The organism is Alicyclobacillus sp. SO9, assembly GCF_016406125.1.
Taxonomy (GTDB): Bacteria; Bacillota; Bacilli; order Alicyclobacillales; family Alicyclobacillaceae; genus SO9.
The window spans coordinates 1,857,900-1,883,264 of record NZ_CP066339.1 but is presented as its reverse complement, the minus strand read 5'-3'; the positions used below and the strand labels follow the sequence as shown (position 1 = coordinate 1,883,264).

Below are 25,365 nucleotides of genomic sequence, written 5' to 3'. Positions count from 1 at the left end.
CTCCAAAGCAGCAGCTTTATTTAACCTCATTGTACATGTTTGACAAGTTAATTCAATCAGAATACTATTAACCTTAATTTATACAAAAAGAGGTTAAAAAAGGAGGGACGGACGCATGGTTGATGCCAGGTATAGGCGAATTAAAACTGTTCATCCCTCCGGTCCGTTGACACTCACCATTTTCACGCCCGAAGACGCTGAGTGGATTGAACACCACATACGTGAGATTTCTGTAGACCTACATCGTGTACAATCCGCCATCGTGACAATTGGAAATTCCTTGATCGTCCTTGACCGAGAGATTGACCAAGACACGCTACATTTTTCAGCTCAAAGTTATCGTCCGTCAGGCACCGTTGATGAGTCATCCGACGACATAGAGGTAGATGTACTTGGTGAGTATCCAAATTGACTCACTGTGAGAGAGGAGGCACTCCACGATGCCCCAAAGACGAAAGGATGCCGACTACCTACTCCGACGCATACCCGAACTCTATCGAGACCACATCGCTAAAGAGGTCGCAAATCAACTCAATGCTGACCCCAACGTGATTGACGGGCCAATTACGGAGCGTATCGTATATAACACATTGAACAAGATCCGTCAGCGAGATAAAGCAGAATCCGAAGTTGCTGTTGCTTACAAGGACAAGCCCTGGACAGAACAGGAGGATGCCACACTCAAGGGATGGTACGCCAAAGGTGCATCGATTCCGATGATTTCTCAGCAAGTTCAACGTTCAGTCCCTTCCGTTCACGCCCGTATTAAGACATTAAACCTAGCGAATCGGAAAATCACATCCGATCAGGAGCAAACTATCCGTGATATGATCCGAAACTCGAAACGGAGCCTAAAGGAAATCAGTTACGAACTCGGTGTCAAATATTCAGCGGTCCGGCATGTATCAAATAAGCTGAAAAAAGAGGCAGGCGTCACAAATCGCCATTCTTCAAACACCTCGTTGCTTGAAGACGGGTCCCTTGCGGAGCGCCTGATCCGTGATGCACTTGTGAAGGAGTACGGTGATGCGGTCGTCCCATGGCAACATAATCGAAACTGGTCTGGAGGCCGTGGATGGCAAATCGACATCCCAATCGAATTTCCGACCGGGCTCAAAATCGCCGTCGAGGTCAATCACGTTCGCACCCATGCCGGCCGGCGAAACCGTGACTATGCGAAACGGCATTATGCCGAAGAACTCGGCTGGTTTTGGATTCCTATCTGGTTCGGAGATGAGTTAACAAAGGAGTTCGTTGCAGAAGTGCTCGACACAATCCATCACATTGTCCATGACCTACAGCATGGAGACAAGACTTACTACGAGTCGTATATGTCGAATGTGGAAGAACTGGAGAGGCAGTATTATCACTGGGATCAACCCCTATACGACCCTAAGGAACACGCCAAATTCGGCAACCCCTGGAGTATTGAGGATGAGGACACCGTCCGGAACCAGTATGGAAAGGTGTCTATTGAAGCATTACAAACCAATTTATCTACATTTCGGACCCGCCACGCAGTTATTCACAAAGCCCGAGGCCTTGGTCTGACTCGTGGGACGAAGAACTTCTCACCAGAAGAGGACGATATCATCCGGGCGAACTACGCCAATGCCACTGAGGATGAACTTCTCGAAAAGCTTCCAGGACGTTCGTGGCAAGGTATTGCCACCCGTGCATCCCGCCTTGGCGTTAAGCGACGGGATGTTTGGACCGTGGCAGAAGAGGAGATTCTTCGAGATAACTATGCAACCACGTCTGACGATCAGCTCCTCGGTCTTCTACCCGGAAGATCTCTGGATAGCATCCGCACCCGTGCTCATCGCCACGGCCTAAAGAAGAATGGATGGACTGCCGAGGAAGATGACAGGCTGCGCCGATTGTACCCTGCAGAGCCACGTTCGGTGATTGAAGCAGCGTTTGCCAACAGATCTTGGATGGCGATTGTATCACGGGCAAGTCGACTTGGAATCAAGCGTATCAAGCCGTTTTAACTGTTACAGCGTTCCAATAGATGAACAGCTATAGACTGTATATATAACGGAGATGATTCTATGTATCGACGATTTTCACGTCCTCCCTCTCCTATGGCCCTACGGCGAAAGGACTGGGGGCCATCCAGAGCCAGACAGGCCGAAATGGATCAACAGTTGTGGGACCAAAAAACCATGCGAGTGTACTGTGACTCTTCAATCCATCACAAAACTAACACGTATGGTGTAGCAGCATCGTACGTATACGACGGCTGGGTCACAGTGACATCAGAACGGTTCTATCGGTCAGGTGCGCTCCACGGGACGCTCGGCGAAGTGTGTGCACTACTGCACGCCCTTCGGCATCTCGATAATGATTTACAAGGGCGACGGTTTCTTCCCGAAAGCATTATAATAATGAGCGATGTAGACCATATACACGAGTTATTGCTCCATACAGAGCACGAAGTCTATGGGAAGTGCGTCCAGAAAATTCACGACGCTCAGGCTGCCATTGAAAGAGATTGGCCAGAATTATCCCTCGAAATCACCTATCTACCACCTAAGGAGCAATCCAATAATCCCCACTATCGTGGGGCACATAACGCAGCTCGTAAAGCGGCAATGAATAAGGTGAGATAATGCATTACCCTAAGTCCGTATAGAACCCATTGCCGGCTTGGTGCTCGGTAATGGGCTCTGCTATTCACAGTTGACTGCCTGCTGATACATCCCTAATCCAGTCGACTAGCATACCACCCTTCAAACTCCGTAGCCACAATCCTCTCAGCCGTGATCCCGTCCGATTGCTCAGAAGCCAGGAAGACAATCGGCTCCGCCATCACCTCTGCCTTCAGCAGAGGCATCTTCAGTTGTGTCTTTAATTCTTCGGGAATCATTCCAGTTTCCGTCGCCCCACCAGGCAACAGCATATTCACTGTGACCCCATGCGGCAATAAGTCTTCAGCCATGATGTAAGAGAGTGATTCGGCACCAGCACGAGACGGGCCATAAGGGACAAAACCCTTCCTGCGCATAGTGGAGTGATTCATGGAGACGTTGATGATCTTGCCCTTTCCCTGTTCTACCATCATCGGTGCAAATCCACGGGATACGAGGAAATAGCCAGTGAGATTCGTGTCAATGACGTCCCGAAAGCCGTCCGAAGTCACCTGCCAGAATGATTGGGGCTCGACCATGAATCGTGGATTGACTGTCCTCATTCCAATGCCGGCGTTGTTCACCAGCACATCAAGTCCACCCCACTGTTTATGCACCCAACTGACCGCTTCTGCGACGGACTCCTCGGACCGAACATCCAGAGGCATCTTGTACGCATCATATTCTTCGTCAACGAGGCGTTGTACCTCTCTATCCAGCCTAGCTCCAGAGCGAGCTGCCAGGGCCACGGTTGCTCCTGACTCGAGCAGGGCCTCTGCCATAGCCAATCCCAAGCCCCTTGAAGCCCCTGTTACAACAACCCGTACACCATTCAGATCGATAACCTTCATCTCGTCTTGCTTGGCCATTCTCTGTCACCCCGCTACTCATTAGTTATGTTCTTTCATCCAGATCCGTATTTAACAAGTAGTATGATTATCCATACATAACACCCGAACAGCGCTTGAATACACTTCTCTATCGAAGTGGCACTTTGGGACCGAAGCAACCTTTCGGCAGAACAATAACGACGCATCACACGACAAAGGTCTATCTCTCACCTGTTCCTTCGTTTCAACGAATCCGGAAACCGGACTTTTCCACCTTTATTCGTTGCAGTTTATTGTAATAGAGTAGTTCCTTTACTCCCAATTCTGTATTCTCATCGTTATGGTATGCAGGTCCCACCTGAATGCTCTGTATACAGTTAAGCATGTCGCCACGATTACCCAACGAGACTTTAGCATATGGTACTATAGTACCTCGTACAGCTCGAAGCCCTACATTGGGCCAATGACAAGAGTCGTTTCCTTGAGTAAGTACAAATCGAAACTCTCGTTCTGGGTGGAAGACAGGAGATTTGTATAGAAGTAATTTGAAGGATAAAGCAAACGAGATTTCGTCGATTAAAATATTTGATAAGTATTTTCGGTTTTCATCATGAAAATTCCGTAAATAGTCAAATACAGGGGCGATAAAACTGTGAACATCGCCCATTTGATCCTCTGTACTATAGAGGACTTTCCCGTAGTAAGCCATAAAACAATTTACCTTATCCTCTTCGCTATAAAGTCTATTTACCAATGCATCCTGCTTAAATCCAATTGCGTATCCGTCTGTCTTAGCGTAGTGAGACCACAGCATCAATGAATCCTGGTCCGTCGATAGCGATAAAACAAATTTCCTTTTAGCTCTTTGATCGTCAATGACACGAAGGATTTCAGTTAAAATTTTTCTTTCGATCTCATCTGAAATGGGGTATGCGTGAATCGCTTCATGAAGGACATTGATTCCATATGTCATTTCTTGAGGATCGTTCAAGAAATCACTCTGTGACAACCAAAGTTCTCTATTTTCTATAATGCTAATTAATGCGCCTGCAGTCGTATAGTGATATAAAGGGCCCCCTGCTTTTTGAATGACATGACTCTTCACGTGCTCGCTTAACCAAACCAAAAAACGATCCTCACTCGATAGATGACTATATTCCCTGTCTACATCACGCACAGAAGCCCCCCTTTAATACGCAGACACTCTGCTCCATCGTAGCGGAGCAAGCTGATGTCTCAGATTTCCGTTATATACAAAGCGTTTTGCCCAACGTGTGAGAAAAAGAGGTCGTTTTGATGAAGTTCAGACATAGAAGTTTTTGAACCCATTGTCGTTTTTCCGATAGCTTCAAGAGACGAATCTGAACGTGGCTTTATGTATGTCCGGTCGACAGGACCGGATTGGGACGTTCTATCCTCTGCGTAGATACGGTTTATGTGTAGCAGAACTGGCTTGACCTTTCTTAGCACGTGTAAAGTAGCTTACCTCTCCAGTCACAGGGTCTGTACGACGATATGCTTCCTGCTCTGCAAGTCTCTTACCCTTCGAATTCATCTCCGGAATCCGTCTGTTGACCGAGTTAGCAAAAGCTTGAGCTTCCCCTCGTGAACCAAATCTAGTTCTTTTTTTCGCCATGACTGGGAAAACCACCTTTCACATTAGATTGCCCATATTTTACTACTTGATAAGTATTATGTCGACTAGATAAGTAGATGTATTGTGGCTGGTCTTAGTGTGCTCGTGATTTCCTCCTACCATGAGTCAAATTTGAACATAAGCAGAATGGTGTATACTGGAATAAATCCAAGTAAACCACAGTAGGATACTAATGACTAGTAAACTACAGTAGTTTACTACTGAATTAGAGGTCAGACACAGTGTCCAAGTTTGACCACTTTTGAACAATGGCTGGACTCAGGTGATCGCCGCAACGACTGCGATATCAATACCACCCACTCATACCGGCCGAAACGGATAAACGGAAACATGCTTAGGCTTGTAATGCATCAAAAGTTGATACATATTATCTCGTCCGACGGGGTTTGACGTATGGAGATAAATAGACGATGGCCAGCGCCCATGTTCAACAATCCATTTGGCTACATCATAGCCTGTTTTTTCTTCGCCCAAATCATGGTCCAGAGACAGCGTGCTGACATCGCACTGCTCCAATAATAGGATACATTCTTCGTAATCTCGTACGATCACAAACCCGTCAGGAGACTCACGCAAATCGTCCAGATATAGTTTCACTCTATCCCTTCTCGTCAAAGAAATTCCCTTGCCGTTTACCGGTCCAAATTGTGTCCTTTTTTCACTTCGGACATTGCAAATATCGCCGGAGAAATGAATCAACAATTCTTACTGTAGCACACGTTGCGTAAAACCTTGGATTTTTCCCATTTATGTAGGGACCGCCAGCGCAGCCCCATAAACGTCATCTCTCCTTCCTGAGCGCCTTCTCCAGTTCCTCATTGATCCTCACTTGTAACATCTGAAACATGTTGTAACCCGTCGATTTGCGAGTTTTCCTGATTTCGTCCCAGTCTCCATGAATGTCTATCACGTATCCAGACACATTCGCCCTCCAATGAGGTTTGCTTGGCAACCCAATTCGCTCCAGGGTATTACTGCGCCGAAAAAGGTTCCGTGTGGCCGGTGTATACCCCACCTGCGTTCCCTGCACGTAATATTGCAGTCCTGGAGTCACGATAGCCATCATCGTCGTCTGTGCGAGCAGTTCTGTCAGCGCCCCCCATTGCTTTAGCGCTGTTTCTTTGTCACCTGTATAACGGATCGCCGTACCATTTTCAAGTAAAACTTGGTCAAACCGGCTCGTTGGCTCAGCTATGTTCAAAGTGGCCTTTCGCAGCAATCTCCGGTTTTGGTCCCCCGGAACAGGGATGAGTTCCTCAGCTCCAGACGGCTTGGCCTTCTCAATTCCAGCCTCATCACTTGTCATAGTGCTGAACCTGTCCATCATGCCCAGAAGGTCAAACGCCTCCTGCATTGCAGCCTCCCAGACCCCGTAAAACTCTCGATCAGCCCACTGTGTCACAACTCGCTTCCTGTCTCTCTTCTTTCCATACCACACTAAGTTATTGATCTCATTCAGACGAATCGGTTCTTCTTCTCTCACGAAAAACACCTGTCAGTTCCCCTTCCTTCCGGTGTCTACCGGTTGAATGGGGATAGCCTACGGAGGGTTGATCGGACACTGCAAGTTACAGGTAGAAGATTTTCTTCGCTATTTCAAAATGCGCACAGATTCTCCTGAACAGCATGTCGTTTTATGCAAATTTGAGACATACTGCTGCTGAAGGAGATGAATAAAATGGCGCAAAGTCGCATCGTTCGCCGAATTGATACCCTGGGACGAGTGGTCCTTCCTATCGAATTAAGAAAGACTTTAGGGATTGATGAGAAGGATGAAATAGAGATCTTCATGGAAGGCGAAAATATCGTAGTTACGGCATATTCTGCCGTATGTCTGTTCTGCGGTTTCCCTGGGGAACTAATAGACATGAAGGGAAGGCCTGTGTGCACGCATTGTGCAAATGAACTCCACTCGTGGGGAGTATGAGAACTTGTGCACTATATCCAGAACTGAGTCTTATCCGGTGAAAGAGGAGTTTAGAATCTGGATGTTTAATTGAAATGATAAGTTAGATTTTCTTAGAAAGGAGTCGCATATGACTCTTGCAGAACTGCATGGAAAACTATCGGCTCAAGAAGAATCCGAAGACCTATTAACGTCGGATGTCTTCGGAACGTTCAAGTACGTTAGTCCAGGTAGAGGGCTTATTCCATTCCTCAGAACTAGTAAAAATCTCCTCGGAGAAAGTTTCAGGGAGCACGGTCCTGTTGTTGATGCTGAGTATTTGTTCTGGCCTAAAACTACAGGTTTTCACCGGGAACCAGATGTCTTGTGCATTCTTACAGGGCAGGACGGAACCGTTACGACAATCATAGTCGAGTGTAAATACACGTCGCCAAAGAGTAATAGTTTGGACAGCCATTCGTGGTCACATGGGGACCAGTTGGCCGAGCAATACTACGATTTGGTGACGAATCGTCTTAATGTTAGTGATGCCAACTATATGAAAATCTCTTCCTCAGAGCGAAAGTATCTCTTTTATGTAACCGCTCACTATGCGCTTCCCAGGGCTGACATCCAAGAATCTGCTGAACTTCTTCGAAACAAAGGCGTGAATGAATCCTACAATTGCCTTTTTTGGACTTCTTGGAGAAAAGTTAATTCCATCATCGAACCCCAAATAGCAGATTCGGAAACCGATACTATGACAGTTCGGCTACTAACCGACCTACGCTTGCTACTTCACAGGAAGAGACTCGTTCCCTTTCAGGGATTTAAGGCAGTCGATTCATTCGACGCTGATGGACTAAACCGGCCATTCTTTTGGCGCCAAGCAGGGGCAGAATTTTAAGGATGAGGAGATGCGTCTTTGATAACAGGAAAAAGAATGAAGGAAATCTATATGGCGATGACTGCAATTTGTGAGGAAGTATCCATGCTTCTGAACTCGATAAACGATCAGCTTGTTGAGCTGGGCTATGCGGCAAACGGTACTGGGGTCATGTGGGACCGTTCAAATAGTTGGCATGGCCCTAGATTCTGGATGCCATATTTCCAACAGAAGATATGGATCGGCTCGCAGCGGAGAAACGAAGGGGTTGGCGTCAACATCTTATTTGACTATGCAGACTTTAATAACCAGTATCCGGCCATCACCTGTGCCTATCTTAAGGCAGAAAATGAAGGCTTGTTTCATAAATGTGACCCACTTTTCGATGCCGGGTGGTCAGATGAATCTGATTATAGAGAGGACGTCAATATTAAGTTGTACCACAACATCGACGACGGCGTGGAAATGTGGTACTACTTCTTACCACTCGAGACCGTGAGTGGAGAAGAAAAAGTGCTGCAATATATCGTTGAACCGCTCCATCAACTCTTTCAGTCACAGGGAAATAACACGGCCAAAATTAAATCTCTCGGCGACGTGGTTAAAACTGTTGAGGAGATTGTTGAGGGCTGTTAATGTTACGGCATTGACGCACTGGTTGCCGCCTATAAGACCAACCTTAAAATCCCCGCAAATATTTCGGCACTTCCTCATGGCTTAGACATGGATTCGATCGACATGCTCACAACTTCTTTGAGTTCTGCTTCGTTGAAGTTCTTGATATTTATCCATCCTCGAGCATCCGTTGGATAGTCGGCCATGTACCGTCCACATACGTAGCCGTTGCCACTGTGATACAATTCACGGGCCACGGTCTTGCCTGGTTTCTTACTGCTAGAGAAAGTGAAATTCACGTAATGACCGTTACTTATCGATTGCTCACGCAGCTCAGGAAACGACCTTAGTATTTCACGCTTGTGTTCAAAGGAAAGCATTTTTACCACCCCACATATATGATACCTCTAGCAGGCCTTGAGCCCTCTAGTATTTGAGTTAGATCCATCTACGTTCGCCGACCAAATATCGGTGGGTAAGGCAGAATTTAAGAGCTGCCGTTAATGTGTTTATCCCGAATAGCAATTATTTGTATATTTAGTTTCGCAAGCTCCGATAGTTTACTGTAAACGTACGTTTGGTCTAACGGTTGTTGCAACCGAACATCATAATATAGTTCTTCATAGAGCGTCCCCATAACTGCTCGGATTACCTTCTTAGTCTCCTCGTTCTGTTTTGTGTAGCCCAGGAGATCCTTGTAGAGTTTGCCTTGTTCTTGCATGACAACAATATCCCACAGTGCATCGATGTTCCTGTTTTCTTTGTAGCGTTCTAATCCCCTTCGAACAAGTTCAACATACAGATGAAGGTCATATAATCGATCCACAAAAGCGTTCTTTTCATCTTTGAACTTGTACCACTCAGCTACTAGCAACCCTGAAATTAACCCTGTTATTATGGATGTTACCCAAGGATTATTCATAAACTCCAGTAACCGATGATGCGCAAAGGACATCACTTACCCCTCCGTCTCATATGTTTGTACCAGCAAACACGCAATGTGCGCCAATAGGGCTGAAATACTGTCTTCAGGGGGCTGGTCCATAGAGCAAATGAACAGTTAGAAATTGAATTCAAGGGACCGAATCCCGTCTTCATGCCCTATATATCCATTCTCTGTAAGGCATTTCTCCAGAGCCACTTTGAAGAAATCCCCCCAACTCTGCTTGTCAGAGATAGATGTTTTCTCTATAAGACGTGCACCGGTCAAATGTCCTTTTCGTAAAGACTCATAGAAAGGTAAGAGTGGGAACAGATCAACTCCGTTTGCTGGCCAATGAACTAATGCCAATCCAAGCTGAGTTGCTGTTAGAGTTTTCAAATTGGGCTCACTATGAATCCAGTTGTAGACATAGCAATACATATCTATCAACCACTCTAGTGATATCACGTCCCCTTCTTGACGAAATTGCAGCCATAACACACCAGGGTGATGATACTTTAAGTGAAACGATGAGTCATTCGAAGGTGCCCAATATTCTACTACTTCACTGGTACTATTCCGAAATGCATCGTCTGGGGAGTAGCCTAAGTCTTCGGTAATTTTACGTGCGAACTTAAGCAAGTCCCACTTCCTATCGGAAGTCAATTCACCGTATTCAACCCCATAATTCACCATCACGGAAAAGTATGCACCATTGGAGTTTGCACCCGATGCCCACCTCAATTCCTGATCAAAAGTGGACAGCGTGCCGACCCCCATAGGTGAGTCCATTTTTGTAAGATACATCCTATCCAGGTCGGGCCGACTGATGCAACGTTGCGAGCTTCCATATCTTACCCAGCTTTGCCCACGCCTGAGCTTGCCATAGTCCTTTTTCATGAGATAGGGCGGATCCACCGCTGCGTCAATTTCAAAAACACCAAATAGCCTATCATTAAGTTCTAATGGAAAATATCTGAATGGCAGGCCCGGTTCTACGTTGTCACTAATCAACTGCTGATATGTTGCATCATCTACGAAATCGCCGGCGTCAATTGGTGAAAACTCTCTGGTGCCTGCGGCATGATGCTTTACTCCGATAATTATGTACCGGCAACCTTCAACGTCGGCGTTTGCCATTGCAATTAAATCCTTTATTAAGTTCTCGTACTGATCCTTGCGATATTGCATCTTCTTAAAATCCAATTTTGTATATTCATTCTCAAAGTAAACCATTTCCTCTAAATCCATCTTTCCACCCCAGATAAACACTTTACCACAGTAGTAGAAGTTACTCTTAGCAACTGCTGACCAGCCACTCGTTCTATAATACTCTAGTTACTGTATTCCCCAACACTGTTGCCATTCCCTTCACAAAGTCTCCCTTGCCCCCGAAAGAGGGATGACGGACTGTAGCAAAACGAAGTACAGAGTCACCAATCCTCAATTCCCCAGTGGACTCTGATACATAGGGCTTGAGTCCTGTCTCTGCCTTCCTTCCCACAGCTACAACCATATCCAGATCAGACATACCCACCAACTGTTCCAAGAACCCTCTACCCTCTTGCAACTCTCCTGCGACTGGGGCTCGGTTTGACTGTAAACTGCCCGACTTGTGAGGATGCCAAGGGAATGAATTCCACATAAGAGGCAAAGACTTCAGTTTACTTAAAATCTCCCAGATTACCGTCGCCGTAGACTCTTTCAATGGTCTAGTACCTAGAGAGGCTTTGCGATATCCCCGCTCCGTGCCGAAGATGTTGTGTCTCTCATTTCCCTGTAACACAATGGCCTCGCTTGTAAACGGAATACCTGTCTGTGCGCATCCTCGATGCCCCGGAGCCTCTCCTACGAAGAATCCGTGAACGCTCCATACTTTTTAGATATAAGTGGAGGTTTTTTCTCCGGATACGTGCTTCTGCGCTCTCACCGTAATACATATTGTTGACGGTGCTAGAGGAAGGACGTGCAGCTAGTTCCGCAATAAACGATTCAATAGAGTTCATATGTTACCTCCAGACATTCACATCTGTTCCCCGCCCACCGTGAGTAAAACCTACATCCCAAACAAATACATGTATAAATTCACCATCTAAAAGAGGAATCTTTTTCCACTCCGGGAATCTTGTACATACCGAGTCCTAACTACTTAATATACGTTGATTTGCCACTGGATGGAAGGAACTTTATTCGTATTCCCAAGGAGGGCAATGGAATCCTTCTGATCACCTCTGCCGGAAATCAACCTATATCATCAACTATAATGATGGACAAGCTTGGACCCTGGCTGGGCGTGTGTATGATTGCGAATAAAGAGAACGAAGAAAGCACCCGTTCTCCTCATTCCTTCATTTACAAAGGTCCTTTTCGTAATATTTGTCGCTCCTGCCATTGTGGGTTCGTAGGTTCCCACTAGGAGGGCTTAGAATTGACTCAATGAAGGGGCAAGAGACAAATTTCTCATAAAGAAGCACGTAAACGTAGTGGAAAATCGAAACACCAAGTAACCAACAGTCTCGTAGGTAGCCGCAGCGTGACCGCTTTCACATTACCTGCCCCCCAGTTTGTTTTACACTGTTCTCTCGGGCATAGCGAATTTCACACAAACATCACCACTTGATTCTTTCAGTTTCAAAAATATTTCATTCAGGATTTCTAATGCTCTTTCATTTGATTCGTACGTCCCTAAAACTAGTCTCGAAGTTCTAACAATGCCTACTATTTTTTATCCTTTTACAGTAACTTCACTGACACTGACCAGACTTTCTTTATCTTGTGTATAAATCCATAGCATATAAATTCATCCTTTTTATTCTTTTATTCCCTATAATATGCTTACCGTACATCTTGGAGAAAGTTCACTTTATTATCCTCCCTGTTCGTTCCACAACGAAACACCAACAATCCATATTATACCATGCATGAAGGTGATTCTATCAATCTACATGTTCTAAACAACAATGTTTGCGAAAAGAGCCTTTACAAATCCATGCTGTTCAGCAATTCCTTCAGTGCTTTGAGTTCTTCTTCAGTCAGCGTAATTCCCTTCCCCATCTTGTCATGCTCAGGAGCCCAATCCCGAATATCATATTTAGGTTTGTTACCGTTCCACGACATTAGATTCACTTCTTTTTTCCAGCCTTTATTGGATTCTGATAGAATCCCCATAGTTTCCTGTATTTCAAATTTAATGTCTGCCATGTGCCAATCCCCCATTGTAGATTTTTACGTTTGTACTGTTATTGCGAAGGTTGGTCAGGATTGTGAAGCTTCGTGTACACCGATTTCATGATCCAACTCTTCACAGCATCTTGGAACTTTTGCTCGTTCATGATTTTTGCAAAAATCTCATCATTCGTTCCTATGCGGTCAATGACTTTGCTCAGAAAGACATCGTCAAAGGCATAGCTGAAATTCTCCATCGTATTGGAGCGAGCTGCTTGTACGATATCTTCGTCCTCCATGATGTCCGTTTCAACTTGTTCGAAAAACAACCGGTCAGCTTCTGTAAAATCTGTACCGAAAGCCTCATTGAGCACAGAAATAATCGAGGAAAGCTGTGCCATCTTCTTCTCATTGGTCCCGGTTCCAGCTTGCGTAATCCCGTCTACTTCCCCTTGTTCACCCTTTGCGAGCGCAATATTTCCATTCCACGTTTCCTGAAGGCGATAATATTCCATGGCGACTTCATCATCCAGATCAAGTGTGACCCGGCCACGCTGTGGAAGTTTTCTAAGCAAAAGTCTCGTATATGTGTAGAACTTATGCATAGCCACGGATTGGAACGGAGCAATTTGTGTCACGAAACTGTACACTCGTACAAACGTCGATAAGGTAGACCGAAATTCCTCTTGCCCATCATTGGGAAGGGCTTTGAAGCGCTCAACCGCTGGGTCAGTATATTTGTGCAGTGCCGCAGCATTCTTTGCCTTTCCCGAATAGAACACCTCACATAGTGCTTCAATATCATCAGGCCATATAAGTTGCACCTGCTCAAGCCGACTCTTTAGGTCGAATATCAGATTAAGGTCAGTGGCTTCGCCGAGATTGGTAACCTCATAATAGTCTTGGAATGCCTTTCGAATGTCATCCGCCTCATTGGCAAAATCCAACACAAAGGTATCCTCTTTCCCTCGTGTTTTCCGATTGAGACGAGACAACGTTTGGACAGCTTGTATCCCGCTTAGCTTCTTATCGACATACATCGTGTGCAAAAGCGGTTGGTCAAAACCGGTCTGATACTTATTCGCTACGATAAGAACCTGATAATCATCCGTGTCGAATTTCTCAGGGAGTTCACCTTCGCCAAAACCATTGATCTCTGGCTCGGTATAAGATATATCCTCATCGACTACAGTTCCAGAGAATGCAACGAGGGTCTGGACGTCGGTATAGTGCTTGCGCTGAATGTATTCATCGAAGGCTTTTTTATAGCGCAGCGCATGCAGACGGGAACTGGTGACGACTATGGCTTTGGCTCGTCCTCCAATCTTATTTCGAGTAACGTTACGGAAGTGTTCAACCATGATTTCGGTCTTTTGAGATACGTTGTGAGGATGAAGCGAAGCAAACCGTGCTATAGCTTTTTTGGCCGGCTTTTCTTCAAGCGTTGGGTCGTCTTCAACCGCCTTGGCCAACTTATAAAAGGCCTTATAGGTCGTGTAGTTTTTGAGCACATCAAGGATAAACTCTTCCTCAATGGCTTGACGCATACTGTACAGGTGAAAGGGCTGTGCGCTTTCTTCTGGAGAAGGCTTACGCCCAAACATTTCGATAGTCTTTGCCTTTGGTGTCGCAGTAAAAGCAAAGTAACTCAAGTTCTTTTGAGGCCCATCTTTCGCTACCTTTTCGACAATTCTGTCTTCCATATCTGTATTCCTCGCATCCACTTCACGCTGGATGTGCTCTGCTTCTTCTAATGATCCAGCAGCAAGGACTTCCTTAACAGCATCAGCAGCCTTACCGCTTTGACTGCTGTGTGCTTCATCAACGACAATAGCGAAATTTTTATCAGATAGGTCTGCCACCTGGTTGGAGATAACACCAAACTTTTGGAGCGTAGAGATGATGATCTTTGCCTCTTTATTTTCCAGAGCGGCTTTGAGTTGCTTGGAATTCTTGTCAATCTGTTGTACGACGCCTTGGACATGATCAAACTGATATATCGCATCTTGAAGTTGTCGGTCGAGGACTTTGCGGTCGGTAATGACGATAATCCCGTCAAAGATGGATTTATCATCTGAGCCATGTAGATTAGAGAGCCGATGCGCCAGCCAAGCGATTGTATTGGTTTTCCCGCTACCAGCAGAGTGTTGGATGAGGTAATTATGGCCCGGTCCCACTTTGAGCACGTCCGTAAGGATACGCAACACGGCGTCACGTTGATGATAGCGAGGAAAAATCATCGTTTCGGTGGTCGTCTTTTTTCCGTCTTTGACCTTTTCCTCTACCTGAAGGTGAAGAAATTTCTGAAGCAGCTCGAGGAAGCTGTCCTTCTGCCAGACATCTTCCCACAAATATGCCGTACGGAAGCCATCCGATGGTGGGTTTCCAGCACCAAAGTTGTAGCCACGATTAAACGGTAAAAAGAAGGTGTTTTTGCCATTGAGCTTCGTGGTCATATAGACTTCGTCAGGGTCAACCGCAAAGTGAACTAATGCCCTCTTCTTAAATTGAAAGAGCAGTTCTCGTGGATCTCGGTCCTCCTTGTATTGCCGTATAGCATTCTGAACTCTTTGCCCCGTATATTGATTCTTCAGTTCTAGGGTCATGACTGGAAGGCCATTGATGGATAGTACCATGTCGAGCGATTTCTCTTTGTCCTTGACGCTGTAATGCACCTGCCTGGTCACCGTCAGGACATTCTGTTCATAACGTGCAATGGTCTCGGGATTCAAACCACTTGCGGGTTTGAAGAACGCTGTCTTGACGGGGACGCCATAAATATCAAAGCCTTTGCGTATAACTTTGAGCATCCCATCTCGTTCGAGAACCTGCACTAGGCGTTTTACAATCTCTTCATTCGTCTTTGCGCCAAAGAATCCCACGAGCTTCTGGTAATGGTCTGGCTGTGTCTCTTGGACAAATTTGGTGAAGGTTTCCGGGAAAAGCGCTCGTTGTCGGTCGAATGTGGCTGGATCGCCCTTGGTCCATCCATAGTCAATCAAATGACCTTCAATCGCTTCTTCCAGAGCTTTTTCTGTGTGTATCTGGGTCATCGTACCGCATCCTTTCCTTACCCCTTAGCTTCGCTCATAGGCCTGTAACAACAGCGGCTCCACTTGCTTCAAGTCCTCTATTGAACTTAACCTAATCTCCAAATCGCCAGTTCCCCAGTGTCCGCTCTTACCTACGTTCTTGACATTACTCAACGCAGAGTAGTCCACCGTGCCTGGATCGTAGATGTATACTAAGAAGTCCTTCTTCTGAGGTTGAATGACAATGCTCGCCACGTTTTTGATTCGTTTGTAAGCCTCATATAAATTCAATCGGTTAGTATGTATGTCATCCCCTAGAGCCAACATATAGTCTCGAAACCCCTGGTACAGGTCTTGCATGCCAGTATCGGCCTGATTAAGATAAGTTTCGAACGTCTTGTAGCCAGATGGCTTGGCGTCCGAAGGCATCTTCTCGTCTGGTACTGCAACAGATTTGGAATCATTAGGAACGTTTACAAGCTCCAAGAGTAAGAGTTCGTCCCCATACCGTTTATATCGAAACAATTCAATGTGGCGATTGATCTGTTGCACAGCATGTTGATCAAACTTGGTGTAGTCGCCTGCTATGCATATCAGTCTGGGCGAACTCCAGTCGATCTCTTCCGCAACCGTAGTTCCCAGAGCTTTCTGTACGAGGAGCTGGAAATCCGCCCGGTGATCTAGTAACCAATCTAGGTAATAGAGCCCTTGGTTAATGACATTTTCATTCGTAGCCCGCTTATACTCCAAGATAACTGGGCAGTTATTCTCATCAATACCCAATGTATCAATGCGACCACCATGAACTGCTCCGGTCGTGTGCTCAGAGGCGAGAAAGCGTACACCAAGAAGGGATTCCAGGTTCTGTTCAAAGAGTGTCTGAAGTGATTTCTCTAGTGCTACAGAAGTACCGGAAAGCTCTTCAACTGAACCATTGGTACGAAACAGCTTAATGTCGCTCATGAAGTGGCCTCCTCTGTCTCGGCATCGACATAATTGCGGACATCGATTTGACCTGTGACGGCAGCGGAGATGATGGCTTGGCGGTATTCCAGAAATAATGTTATTTGTTTAGTGATTTTTCCAACAGCAGCATCTATTGTCTTACAAAGCCCTTCTAAATGTGAAGAAATAGCATCTTGTTCGTACCGTGGAGGTACAGTCACGGAAAAGTTATAAAGTGATTCCATATCTAAACTATCCACTGTAGCCCCAACCTTACGACAATCGAAAAGGAGACTAGCTGCGGAGCCTTTGAGTAACCAAAATAAGAACTGAGGTGACACTGATTTTGCTGGTACTAGTCCTTTCATATCCTGATTCAAAGTTACATCTACGCTGTTGATCGCAACAGGAAATGAATGCTGCAAAATCCCAGAACGAACAACTATAAGTATACTGTCCTTCCGAATTAGAGAAGTAGCACTTGAAACTATTGCTTCATTTGTTATGTGATCTTCGGTATCTACAATGACATCATTTTTCATATCCTTAGGCGACACCCAGGGTATCTCTCCGTTCCAAAACGAAAGTTCGTCTTTTGATGGGGTGCCACCACCACGAAATGTTGCTAAGAATTTAAGCTTTCTAATCTCCCAATGCGCCGGCACTTCCCCTAACCATTCAATCCCCGACTCTTTCATGGGAACATTCGGGTCAAGGCCTTTGGTAACGGCTTGGGTGATGAGGGCTTGGCGTTTCTCTTGTAGGAGTTCGATGAGCCGTTGCTTCTTTTCGATAAGTTCATCAAGTTTTGCTGTGTAGAAATTGAGAAATGAACCAATCCTCTTCTGTTCATCCAAAGGAGGGAGTAAAACCTTAATCACTGACATCTCATTGTTCATTAGTTTAGGATTAATATCCAGACGGACATGCCTCTTTGTCTCCAAAGATAGTGCGTATCGAAAATAGGACAAATCCATAATAATTCTTGGCGCCAGAGTGCCACAAACGTTAGTACAATTGAATTTCCCTGAGCGTCTAAACACAGTCCCAGCGTTCGCTCCGTCTGTAGTCCAAGTAAGAAAATCACCATCAAAATCATACGTGGATAATCTCCCGAACTCGCCGTCGTTCTCCGTCTGTGATGAGTATACCGGATATGGGCCTGGCCGTTCAGCAAGTTCTTCTTTACTTATAACTCTTCCTCTTCCGAGGTAAAAGAGTTGAGATATGCGTCGACTCTCCCAATGAGATGGGATCTGTCCCCACCAGGGTTGGTCACCAGTTTTTAGGTTCTGATAGGACGGTAACTCACTGAAAACCATCATGCATTCGCCCACCCAAAAGTTTGATTAATTACTTTGGCAATCCCTAATTCCAACTCTTGTATTTCAGACTCAATTTCTGCCAAAGGGCGCATTTGAATGTACTCGTAGAAATGTCTCGTAAAAGGAATCTCGTACCCGATCTTCATCTTATCTTCATCAATCCACGCATCCGGTACAAAAGGCTTTACTTCACGTTCAAAATACTCGTGAATGTCTTCCTTTAATGGTACATTTTCATAATCCCGAAGATCCGCATCTGGCTCGGGATTCCCTTTGCTATCCACGCAAATATCCGCTGTTTCGTCCCTCTCAGATAACGCTGATAGGATTGTCTTTTGCAAAGTGGCTGCTATCTTGAGCCCACTGTCTTTGAACTGTTTTTTCAGTTCTTTCACAAACTCTTCCCGATTTTTATAGAGTTTTTCAGAACGCATTCCCTCAAGTACAGCCAAGATGGATTTTTGTTGTTGTTTGCCTGCTTCAATTTCAGCTTCTCCCGCAGCACCCTTTTTCTTGGTCGCAGCCAGGTTTTGAAATGCTTTCTCCTGCTTCAAACAATCTATCCGTTCATCAGAGACCAAAAAGTTCAACCGTAGCGGTTGTTCTACTGTGATACGACGAAATCCGAAGTCTTCATTATCAAAGATTTTGCTGCGCTTCGTCTCTTGAAACTCCCCATGCATTCTCGTAATTTCTTTAATATCATCAGCAGATAATTCGTTGCGCTTATTACCAAGAGACTTACGCATTTTTCGATACAGATGCGTAGCGTTAATGAGTTGTATCTTACCCTTCCGTTCATCCGCCTTGCGGTTTGTTAACACCCAAATATAGGTTGAAATACCTGTGTTATAAAAAAGCTGATCTGGTAGCCCGATGATAGCTTCAAGCCAGTCGTTTTCTATAATCCATCTCCGAATGTTTGATTCCCCAGATTCTGCTCCGCCGGAAAAAAGCGGAGAACCATTGAACACAATGGCAAGTCGACTTCCATTCAACGACACAGGCTTCATTTTAGAGAGCATATGTTGCAGGAACAGGAGTGACCCATCGCTAATTCTTGGCAGACCAGCTCCAAAGCGGCCATTGTAACCAAGTCGTTCCGCCTCATCCCGTATTTCCTTTTGTACTTTCTTCCACTCCACACCAAAGGGGGGATTTGAAAGCATGTAGTCGAAATGCGTATCGGATAACTGGTCCTGTGAGAAGCTGTTGCCGAACTTAATCTGAGAAGGTTGGTGACCTTTGAGCAACATATCAGACTTACAAATGGCGTATGATTCCGGGTTAATCTCCTGGCCAAAAACTCGGATCTTGGCATCAGGATTCAACTCTGCGATATACTCTTCAGATACAGAAAGCATTCCGCCTGTCCCACAGGCCGGATCATAAATCGTACGCACAATACCCTCCTTCGTGAGATCACGAGTTTGGTCTTCGTTAAAAACGAGATTCGTCATCAAGCGAATAACTTCCCGAGGCGTAAAGTGCTCCCCAGCCGTTTCATTAGACTGTTCCGCAAACTTCCGAATGAGTTCTTCAAAAATGTAGCCCATCTCTACATTCGTGATGTAATCAGGATGGAGATTAACTGTGGCAAACTTTTGCATCACTTGGTATAGCAGATTCGACTTATCAAGTTGTTCAATCTGCGTAGCAAAATTAAAGTAATCCATGATATCTTTGGCGTTTGTCGAAAAGGCGTTAATATACGACACGAGATTGGCTGCTAAATTGTCTTGGTCCGCAAGTAGCGATTCAAAATCAAATTTACTTGTATTGTGAAACTCGTATCCAGTGACTCGATTGAGAACTGGCTCGAGATTTTCTACGTTCATCTTCTTGAGCTTTTCCACTTGTTCCAAGACTTGCTGTTTCGTTGGCTTCAAAACGGAATCAAGCCGGCGTAATACTGTAAACGGCAGGATGACCTTCCCGTAGTCGGCTTGCTTATAATCACCACGAAGAAGATCAGCGACCGACCAGATAAAATTCGCCATTTCATGAGAATTAGACATAAATATATGAGTCCCCCTTAACCTCTTCCACAAATATAGTTCCGACCATGTCATTACATAAAAATAAGTGTTCTAACCTAGTCACATTGACCCTTTGACGGAAAGATCTATGGCACCTTTCCAGTCTTTGAGACGGCTGTTTCTCTTATGCAGAATTCGAGATAAGTTCCGGAAAACCGTCATGCGACTCATACCGAGTCTAGTACAAAAGGCAACTGGTACTGTTATAGGCGTTCCTGCTCCTGACAACTCTAGGACATGTACTATCCCCATTATAACGGAACTTTTTACAGATCGGTCCAGCGTGTCTCTAGTTACTTCTCGTATTCCCTTCTTCTTTCGTACAAGAGACAGACTCTCGGTAAGACCAACCACCACGAAAGGTAGTCCCGGAACCAGTTCCTCGAGGTGCGCTGAAAGATCCGGATGATGGTTTACCACATGTTCAACGGCACTGCGTAGTTGGTCATCCGAGATTCCACTATTGGTAATGTGGTGCATTAAAGCATCCGAAATATGATCCCCGTTGTTAAATACATCACTTGTTGCAACGATATGGAAATCCGGGTAACGTTCAAGTGCCGCCTTGATATAGGACAATGAATCAGTGGCCTTCATCTGTAAAAACTGAGCGACAGAACCATCCGGATTCAGTATTTGCAAATCCCATCCAGCCTGCGTAGGATTACCTGCTAAAACCGCACTTTGTCCCGGAATAAGATGAATGTTACCTACCCACTCTCCAGAATTCAGATTATCTCTGACTGCGACTTCAAAAAGCTTACCCGTCCATCCATTAACATAACCCTGGAGTTGCTCAGGAGTTAGATGAGCCAGGTGATCCAGACTGACCGTCGGGTATTGAAGGTGAAAGGCTTCCTTCATTTGAGGTGTTAACTCGGATATGTGGACGCTATCCCCATGCGCAAAATCTGCTACTGAACAGGCAACGCTCATGGCATCTACAGCATTCATGATACGGTCTCGATATTTAGTGTGCATATCCTTGAGGTATTCCTCTGAGTCGACGTGCGTTTTCGCCAGCCAATTCCGATACTTCTTGCGTACAGCCTCTAATTCAAAATCCATGTGATATACCTACTATCATTGAACTTATGGATACTAGAAGACTTATTATGACCAGGATCTTCATTGTTCTTAACGAGTTCTGCTGTTGCTTTATAATCAATTTCTGATTCTCAGCTTGTTGTCGCAAAAATTCAATGTCTTCACCGTGAGTTCGGATGTGTTGCTCATGGAATTCAACGTGGTCACCGAGGCCCACAACAATATCACGGTACATCGTCGTGAATTCATCAAGCTTTTGAGCCAATCCATGTCCGGTTACTTTACCCAATACCTAGCCGGTTTGAGTTTTGAATTTCCTAAAGCCTTGTTTTGTACCACTGAGAGACTTGGAAGAAGTGGAGTTGCTAATTGTCTTCGGTTGCTTCAAATTCTGTCACGACCTTCGATGTATGATAAGTACGAGGTTAGAATTCGACCAATTTTGTCCACTTCCTACATCAAAATGCAAGAGCTCATTCAAAGCCGCCGTTCTTCAAACTACTTACTCTGGCATGCGAACAATAAATATGCCCGTATTGTTCTGATATACTAACCGAAGATGAACTAAAAAGCAGAGTCAATATGAATGCCATTTCTCACTGGGATGGTGAATTAGATGCTGAAGTGGTTGCTAGAGCGGAGAAGTGCAACCTTAAGAACGAAATACGAGCAGTTAAACGAGAGACTGTATATGGAAGGCCGGAATGAACGGTGGATAGAGGTGGCCGACGGAGAATGGTACTGTATCGGCTCTATAAGGTTGTCTAAACCGATTCCACCACTCTAAAGGAGATACGGGATATTCGGAAACATTTGCATCCAAGTTATGCACAGAACTCCCTTTATGTCGGAATGTTATCACGCAGTGATCCTGTCGAAAGATCGTTGGATGTAAGTTACGTTTTAAGTCACCGCTTTCTGAGACTGCGTGCCCATGCTTTCTTACCTTGACCACCTTTCATATAAACGGTTCCATCTTCAGCTATAGAAGATATCTGATATTGTCTATTATCCCAAATGTTCACGACAGTATCCCCGGATTTGAGTCGTTGATTGTCAATTGATTCTTTGTTGAGTTGGTCCATTATGTCGTCAATAATTGCTGTACCAACCCTTTCGGTAGAATGTGATATATCATATCCAAATTTCGATGCAAGATTACACTGGTTCTCCGTTGGTGTTCCAAGGTCCGTGGCACCATAATATTCTTTGTCAATCAAGTCGTTAAGCATTGCCTCGGCTACCCTACTGGTATGTGCTTCAAGTTGTAATCCGATTTTCTTCCCAAATTCTATCTGCTCGGTTGTAACTCTTGGAACCTTGTCTAGGACCTTTGGTTTAACAGCCATTGATACTCCTCCAAATTATCTATTATTTTCTTGTACCCACTACATACCAATCTTACCATATATATATAAGTTTTCGCCTGCTACGTAGGCAGTGTGTAAACGCAAGAACATTATGCCAGAGCGAGTCCAAGTATGGCTGGACATCTTTGATTCACTCCAACAGCAGTAATTCCAGTTGTCCTAAGCAATGCTTTGATACCGCCACAATAAGGCATCACACCCCTCGTGCCTCATTACAGACGACTCGTTCCCCACGAAACATATAAAATCAGCTCGTCGAGCAGGAACCGTTTTACAGAGAGTGGAATTACCTTACTTAAGAAATACGTGGGGTGATTAATTGTGGCGGTTGTCTTCTTTTTACTTTCATTTGCTTCTGTGGTTGCTCTGGTTCTTGGTCTCATTAAGCCAAGACTTGTCATCCACTGGGGACATCGGAGAACCCGAAAAATGGCGGCTTTAATCTACAGTGTTGCGGCTATCGTTTTCTTGTTTGCAATTGGAGCAACCGGGGCCTCTACTGAAAATACGAATCCCCCACCTTCGAACAAAGTTTCAAAGAATAATACAACGGTTTCATCAAACTCGACTGCGAACGAGATTGCCACTACAACTAACGTAGTTTCCAACACCTCTGCGGGAAACAGCGTTTCAAATAATGCGACTACAAACACGGACTCAAATCAGGCGAGCGTTAATAATACCGCCGGTCCTGTACCTACCAACAACACCTCCAGTTCTAGTGGAAGTACGTCGTCGACAAGCAAGAATTCGACAAAGAAGACAACGAACACTTCAAGTAACACTTCCAATACTTCGAACGTCTGCCGCTCGAATTGGTCTGCCGGCGTTTACCACACTTATCGATTCAATTTAATCAATCCCTGCAAAACCGTCTCGGGAACGGTTGAAATTGTACGTCACGAGGCAGACCACGATTACCATCTTGATATCAAGCTCGATTCTCAATATAAGAACCTACTTGCCAGCGGCAATTACAAATATCAACACGGATACTTAGTCGTGGAAATCATCCCTATGGATCAGCCATACGTTACCATTCCCCATGTCGGTCAGCACGCAACATTTACCGGTGCTGTTGTAGATGATAAAGACCATGGCTGGAACGAAGTCCATCCTGCTTGGCTGGTAAATGGTAAGGGCAAGCTAAGTTATACAAAAGCAGCAGCGAGAAAGTCTGTTGTCACAGGTATTTGCGGTAATGGTGATAGTGACTGCCCTACTTCCAGCTCTTCAAGCAGTTCGGGGTCATCGAATACGACATCAAAAAGTAATACCACTTCATCATCAACGGGCAACTTAACCATTGTTTCGTCATCCTTAACGAGAAATCCAGGTCAATATGCATCCATCAAGGTGAAGACAAAGCCGAATGTACAGGGAACCATAGAAGTGGATTATTCCTCAGGGCCAAGCCATTCCTCGAGCCTGAATCCGAAAACGGCCGACCCGAATGGCTATATCACTTGGACTTGGAAAGTCGGTTCGAGGACGACACCTGGAAATTGGCCGGTTACAATTACTGCGGATAGGCAGACGGTGAAGACCACTCTGCACCTAAAATAAGTACGGCTGATTGGAGTTTCGAGGAACGAACGGAGTTCGGTTACTACACTTTCACCCAATAACGGCACTGTCCATCAAAGATAGACTCCAGCAGTCCCTTGTTTGCTTCAATGACCTTTCCCGGATAGTATGTTGGGGAGTTAACGCTATAGACCTCTCTCCCCCGAATTAAGTCTACAAAAGGCGTAGGCTGGAACACCATATGTTCTGCATTGTTAAGCTGCGCAAACCGCTGAGTATAGGTCATGTATAGATATCGAAAATCGTTTTTCATACCTCAGGCCTGCCTTGTTCGCCACCAGCGCCCCGAACCGAACTACGTCCAACTAGCCCCGGCCAGAACGTTTTATCGCCGATGAGACATGATTTTCTTCCCTCACTCTCCCGTTTTCACCCATGGAGCGCTGTTTTTCCCCACATTACTCCGATATGTCCCTATAGGGTATCCCGTTTTTCAAAACGATTCACCGGCATGAAAATCGTGTTTCGAACTCCCCCAACTCCACATGGACCCCGTCCCTGAACCAACAAAATTCACATCTAAAATTGGCATGATTCATCGGCTTGCACTCTCCTATTCCTACCAGTTCGCAGGCACTCCTTCAACTGTACAGGAGTATCCGAACTTGCAATATCGAACTAACTCATTTTAGTGTCAAATCAGTCCGGCACATCCGGACAAGTACGCTAAAGAGGAGTGATAGCCATGCCAGACAATATGCAAGAACTCACTAGCACAGATGCACACCTGCACTCTAACGAAACTCAGCAAGAACCCGCTAGTAGCGATGTCATCGATACGACGATGTTTCATTGTAACGAAGGTGACCACGATGTACCGATCAGCCAGGCACTCTATCCCTCTGCCATCAATCCTTCCATCTGCAGAGATTGTGCAGCGCAGCGTAGGGCACAGAAGTCAACAAAGCGAAAATGGTCGGCCGAACAAATCCCGGAAAAGGGAGACCGTGGTGACACGAAACGCATCACCGTCACACTGAGTAAGTACGCTGCCACGGCGGCCGAGGTGCTGTCTGTAGGGTCAACGGTGTCCAATGTAGTCGAGGAAGCCCTAATCAAGTATCTTGCTGAGCAAGATTCGGAAGTGATTTCATTCGTGAGTCGTATCTTTGCTAAAAACGTTCGCTGACTCCCTGCTACAGGCGGGGTACATACCTTTCGCTTCAAAGTAAATTTTAGATTTTACATTTTAGATTTTAGATTTTACATTTCATGGTCTACATCTATTAGAGGGCCTATTCTCAATTCATGGTGTTGGCGTCTATAAGAAGAAGTAGTGGACTTAATCTACTATAGGGATTAGTCAGCTTTATATGTACTGCGAAGACTTGATGGATGTCACAAATAAGTTAAAACAGATTTAGCCCGCAATGATTGGCCTATTATATATAGATGTTACACTGTGTCACACCTCTGTATCTTTATCT

The 25,365-nt window shown here is 45.2% G+C and carries 25 protein-coding genes and 1 pseudogene; 9 read left to right on the top strand and 17 right to left on the bottom strand.

The features are described 5' to 3' along the window. The first annotated feature begins 115 nt into the window (after positions 1 to 115). From GI364_RS08465 to GI364_RS08455, 3 genes are read left to right on the top strand one after another with little or no spacing between them, the layout of a single operon-like run. Positions 116 to 412, top strand: a complete 297-nt coding sequence (locus GI364_RS08465) for a hypothetical protein (protein WP_198853183.1) — start codon at positions 116 to 118, stop codon at positions 410 to 412. Positions 413 to 440: 28 nt separating this feature from the next. Continuing rightward, entirely contained in the window at positions 441 to 1,994 is a 1,554-nt protein-coding gene (locus tag GI364_RS08460) for a hypothetical protein (protein ID WP_198853182.1), read from the top strand. Between the two features lie 60 nt (positions 1,995 to 2,054). Next, positions 2,055 to 2,615, top strand: a complete 561-nt coding sequence (locus tag GI364_RS08455; protein WP_198853181.1) for a hypothetical protein — start codon at positions 2,055 to 2,057, stop codon at positions 2,613 to 2,615. A gap of 92 nt (positions 2,616 to 2,707) precedes the next feature. Here the strand turns inward: GI364_RS08455 and GI364_RS08450 are convergent, their stop codons facing one another. The 5 genes from GI364_RS08450 to GI364_RS08430 form a co-directional block, all read right to left on the bottom strand. Then, entirely contained in the window at positions 2,708 to 3,502 is a 795-nt protein-coding gene (locus GI364_RS08450; protein WP_233096066.1) for an SDR family NAD(P)-dependent oxidoreductase, read from the bottom strand. Between the two features lie 205 nt (positions 3,503 to 3,707). Then, positions 3,708 to 4,640 carry a DUF2971 domain-containing protein gene (locus tag GI364_RS08445; protein WP_198853180.1) on the bottom strand — a complete coding sequence of 311 codons (933 nt, stop codon included), beginning with the start codon at positions 4,638 to 4,640 and terminating at the stop codon, positions 3,708 to 3,710. Between the two features lie 234 nt (positions 4,641 to 4,874). Further along, positions 4,875 to 5,099, bottom strand: a complete 225-nt coding sequence (locus tag GI364_RS08440; protein WP_198853179.1) for a hypothetical protein — start codon at positions 5,097 to 5,099, stop codon at positions 4,875 to 4,877. 321 nt (positions 5,100 to 5,420) lie between these two features. Continuing rightward, the gene (locus GI364_RS08435; RefSeq protein WP_198853178.1) at positions 5,421 to 5,717 is read right to left on the bottom strand and encodes a cyclic-phosphate processing receiver domain-containing protein; all 297 of its coding nucleotides are present in this window, start codon (positions 5,715 to 5,717) and stop codon (positions 5,421 to 5,423) included. 184 nt (positions 5,718 to 5,901) lie between these two features. Further along, positions 5,902 to 6,612 carry a hypothetical protein gene (locus tag GI364_RS08430; protein ID WP_198853177.1) on the bottom strand — a complete coding sequence of 237 codons (711 nt, stop codon included), beginning with the start codon at positions 6,610 to 6,612 and terminating at the stop codon, positions 5,902 to 5,904. A gap of 186 nt (positions 6,613 to 6,798) precedes the next feature. Between GI364_RS08430 and GI364_RS08425 the strand changes: the two genes are divergently transcribed. From GI364_RS08425 to GI364_RS08415, 3 genes are all read left to right on the top strand, one after another. Next, positions 6,799 to 7,047: an AbrB/MazE/SpoVT family DNA-binding domain-containing protein gene (locus GI364_RS08425; protein WP_198853176.1), complete on the top strand. Its 249-nt coding sequence runs from the start codon at positions 6,799 to 6,801 to the stop codon at positions 7,045 to 7,047. A gap of 109 nt (positions 7,048 to 7,156) precedes the next feature. After that, positions 7,157 to 7,912 carry a hypothetical protein gene (locus tag GI364_RS08420; RefSeq protein WP_198853175.1) on the top strand — a complete coding sequence of 252 codons (756 nt, stop codon included), beginning with the start codon at positions 7,157 to 7,159 and terminating at the stop codon, positions 7,910 to 7,912. Between the two features lie 18 nt (positions 7,913 to 7,930). Next, a complete protein-coding gene (locus GI364_RS08415; protein ID WP_198853174.1) occupies positions 7,931 to 8,527 on the top strand; it encodes a hypothetical protein in 597 nt (198 codons plus the stop codon). 74 nt (positions 8,528 to 8,601) lie between these two features. Here GI364_RS08415 and GI364_RS08410 read toward each other — a convergent pair whose 3' ends face one another. The 10 genes and pseudogenes from GI364_RS08410 to GI364_RS08365 form a co-directional block, all read right to left on the bottom strand. Next, positions 8,602 to 8,886 carry a hypothetical protein gene (locus GI364_RS08410; RefSeq protein WP_198853173.1) on the bottom strand — a complete coding sequence of 95 codons (285 nt, stop codon included), beginning with the start codon at positions 8,884 to 8,886 and terminating at the stop codon, positions 8,602 to 8,604. Between the two features lie 107 nt (positions 8,887 to 8,993). Further along, positions 8,994 to 9,461 carry a hypothetical protein gene (locus tag GI364_RS08405; protein WP_198853172.1) on the bottom strand — a complete coding sequence of 156 codons (468 nt, stop codon included), beginning with the start codon at positions 9,459 to 9,461 and terminating at the stop codon, positions 8,994 to 8,996. 105 nt (positions 9,462 to 9,566) lie between these two features. Beyond that, entirely contained in the window at positions 9,567 to 10,679 is a 1,113-nt protein-coding gene (locus GI364_RS08400; RefSeq protein ID WP_198853171.1) for an RNA-binding domain-containing protein, read from the bottom strand. Positions 10,680 to 10,752: 73 nt separating this feature from the next. Continuing rightward, positions 10,753 to 11,274 (bottom strand): annotated as a pseudogene (locus GI364_RS25360) (uracil-DNA glycosylase); the annotation flags it as partial. 1,133 nt (positions 11,275 to 12,407) lie between these two features. Beyond that, on the bottom strand, positions 12,408 to 12,629 hold the full coding sequence (locus GI364_RS08390; protein ID WP_198853169.1) for a YdbC family protein: 222 nt from the start codon (positions 12,627 to 12,629) through the stop codon (positions 12,408 to 12,410). Between the two features lie 38 nt (positions 12,630 to 12,667). Continuing rightward, the gene (locus tag GI364_RS08385; protein ID WP_198853168.1) at positions 12,668 to 15,646 is read right to left on the bottom strand and encodes a type I restriction endonuclease subunit R; all 2,979 of its coding nucleotides are present in this window, start codon (positions 15,644 to 15,646) and stop codon (positions 12,668 to 12,670) included. Between the two features lie 24 nt (positions 15,647 to 15,670). Then, positions 15,671 to 16,588, bottom strand: a complete 918-nt coding sequence (locus GI364_RS08380; protein WP_198853167.1) for a DUF5655 domain-containing protein — start codon at positions 16,586 to 16,588, stop codon at positions 15,671 to 15,673. Continuing rightward, positions 16,585 to 17,895, bottom strand: coding sequence for a restriction endonuclease subunit S (locus tag GI364_RS08375; protein WP_198853166.1), 1,311 nt, complete (start codon positions 17,893 to 17,895; stop codon positions 16,585 to 16,587). Before GI364_RS08375 ends, GI364_RS08380 begins: the two co-directional genes overlap by 4 nt. Next, positions 17,892 to 19,913 carry a type I restriction-modification system subunit M gene (locus tag GI364_RS08370; protein ID WP_198853165.1) on the bottom strand — a complete coding sequence of 674 codons (2,022 nt, stop codon included), beginning with the start codon at positions 19,911 to 19,913 and terminating at the stop codon, positions 17,892 to 17,894. The genes GI364_RS08375 and GI364_RS08370 overlap by 4 nt, the downstream gene beginning before the upstream one ends. 81 nt (positions 19,914 to 19,994) lie before the next feature. Beyond that, entirely contained in the window at positions 19,995 to 21,002 is a 1,008-nt protein-coding gene (locus tag GI364_RS08365) for a hypothetical protein (RefSeq protein ID WP_198853164.1), read from the bottom strand. Between the two features lie 85 nt (positions 21,003 to 21,087). Here GI364_RS08365 and GI364_RS08360 point away from each other — a divergent pair, with 85 nt between their 5' ends. Continuing rightward, the gene (locus tag GI364_RS08360) at positions 21,088 to 21,534 is read left to right on the top strand and encodes a hypothetical protein (protein WP_198853163.1); all 447 of its coding nucleotides are present in this window, start codon (positions 21,088 to 21,090) and stop codon (positions 21,532 to 21,534) included. A 355-nt stretch (positions 21,535 to 21,889) separates the two neighbouring features. On the opposite strand, the gene GI364_RS08355 is transcribed toward GI364_RS08360, so the two are convergent. Further along, positions 21,890 to 22,330, bottom strand: coding sequence for a hypothetical protein (locus tag GI364_RS08355; RefSeq protein WP_198853162.1), 441 nt, complete (start codon positions 22,328 to 22,330; stop codon positions 21,890 to 21,892). 342 nt (positions 22,331 to 22,672) lie between these two features. Here GI364_RS08355 and GI364_RS08350 point away from each other — a divergent pair, with 342 nt between their 5' ends. Beyond that, positions 22,673 to 23,917, top strand: a complete 1,245-nt coding sequence (locus GI364_RS08350; protein WP_198853161.1) for a hypothetical protein — start codon at positions 22,673 to 22,675, stop codon at positions 23,915 to 23,917. A 43-nt stretch (positions 23,918 to 23,960) separates the two neighbouring features. Here the strand turns inward: GI364_RS08350 and GI364_RS08345 are convergent, their stop codons facing one another. Further along, on the bottom strand, positions 23,961 to 24,191 hold the full coding sequence (locus tag GI364_RS08345) for a hypothetical protein (RefSeq protein WP_198853160.1): 231 nt from the start codon (positions 24,189 to 24,191) through the stop codon (positions 23,961 to 23,963). A 432-nt stretch (positions 24,192 to 24,623) separates the two neighbouring features. On the opposite strand from GI364_RS08345, the gene GI364_RS08340 reads away from it, so the two are divergent. Next, positions 24,624 to 25,067 carry a hypothetical protein gene (locus tag GI364_RS08340; RefSeq protein WP_198853159.1) on the top strand — a complete coding sequence of 148 codons (444 nt, stop codon included), beginning with the start codon at positions 24,624 to 24,626 and terminating at the stop codon, positions 25,065 to 25,067. Positions 25,068 to 25,365 lie beyond the last annotated feature (298 nt).